Origin of the sequence: Acidithiobacillus ferriphilus (assembly GCF_018854775.1) — a bacterium.
In the GTDB taxonomy this organism is placed as follows: Bacteria; Pseudomonadota; Gammaproteobacteria; order Acidithiobacillales; family Acidithiobacillaceae; genus Acidithiobacillus; species Acidithiobacillus ferriphilus.
In genome coordinates this window covers 1-1,427 of the sequence record NZ_JAAZTY010000258.1, presented here as the reverse complement: position 1 = coordinate 1,427, position 1,427 = coordinate 1, and the positions used below count along the sequence as shown (strand labels likewise).

Annotated in this window: 1 protein-coding gene and 1 pseudogene; both read left to right on the top strand. The window is 60.5% G+C overall.

Features of this window, described 5'->3' with window-relative positions:
- Positions 1–311: pseudogene (locus HF921_RS13035) on the top strand (2,3-bisphosphoglycerate-independent phosphoglycerate mutase); the annotation flags it as partial.
- Positions 312–314: 3 nt separating this feature from the next.
- Positions 315–1,427 (top strand): murein hydrolase activator EnvC family protein (locus HF921_RS13030; protein WP_215893985.1); only part of this gene is annotated, 1,113 nt, incomplete at its 3' end.

Below are 1,427 nucleotides of genomic sequence, written 5' to 3'. Positions count from 1 at the left end.
TGGCCGCCGCCATTGCTGCGGTCGAGGCGGTAGACCGTAGTCTGGGTCGCATTGTCAGCGCTGCGCGCGCCATAGGCGGCGAAGTGCTGATCACCGCCGATCATGGCAATGTTGAACAAATGCTGGACGTAGAGAGCGGCCAAACGCACACCTCCCATACCTGCAACCCGGTGCCTCTGCTCTATATTGGGCGTTCCGCTGAGATTCTGACCGGAGGCGCACTGGAAGACATCGCCCCCACCCTGCTCCAGCTCATGGGCTTGCCGGTGCCTCCTGAAATGGGCGGGAAAAACCTGGTGCAGCCCCTCTAATCCATGTTGCTTCTGTCCCATCCCCGCGTCGGCGCACTGCTTGCTTTGACCATTCTCCTCCCGGTGGGAGCAGGGGCGGCAACATTGCAAGAGAAAATACAAGACAGTCGACAAAAGCTGGAGCATATCCACGAGAATCTGGGGCAAATGCAGGCGCACCTCGCGGCAGGGCAAAAAACCCAAGCGCAACTGCGCAGAGAAATCAACGCGATCAATCAACAGGTTGTTGTGGTGCAAGAAAAGCTGGCCGGTATTCAGCAGCAGCAGCGCCTGGCAAAATCGCAGATTGCTGACCTGCGGGCAAAAATCAGCGCGCTCCAGGCCGAACTGGCGCAGCAGAAAAGCATTCTCGCTCAACAGTTGCGTGCCGCCTACACGCTGGGGGGTGTCACGCCACTGGCCGTCTGGCTACAAACGGAACGTCCGGGAGAACTGGGGCGTATGAGCGTCTTTTATGAGTCCTTGGCTAAGGCGCGCAGTACACTTATTAGCAAGACGCAAGACACGGCGCAACAAATACTGAAGACCAAGCGCGAGGTACAAACCCACGAAACCCGTCTCGCCCAATTGGCACGGCAAGTCGGTGCTCAGGAACACACCCTCCAGCAACAGCGTCAGCATCACGCCGCACTGGAAAGTCAGTTGGCAGACCGCATTGCCGCCGATAAGGCGAAGATTTCCGAACTGCAGGCAAACGCCCATATTCTCGATGGATTGGTGAGCCGTCTGGTCGTACAATTCCACCATCAGGAAGAAATCGCCCGCGCGAAAGCGGCTGCCGCCGAGGCAAGACGCAAGGCCGAAGCCGCAGCAGCGGCCCGTCGCGCAGCGGCAATAGCCGCACGACGGCAGGCCATCGAGCAACGTCGTCTAGCCCAGGGGGCCCAAGCAGAACAGCGCGCACGGCAGGTTCAACGGGCGGTAACCGCGCAAATGCAACCGCCGACCACTGTAGTTCGCCCGCCAATGTTAGCGCCCGCATTGCCGGCAACACCCATCGTCGGCCACGGCCCCTACCCGGCACCGGTAAACGGGCCTATCAGCGCCCGTTTTGGTGCCCCGCGGGTGACTGGCGGACTCAACTGGCAAGGTATTGTCTTCCAGGCCGTGGCGGGG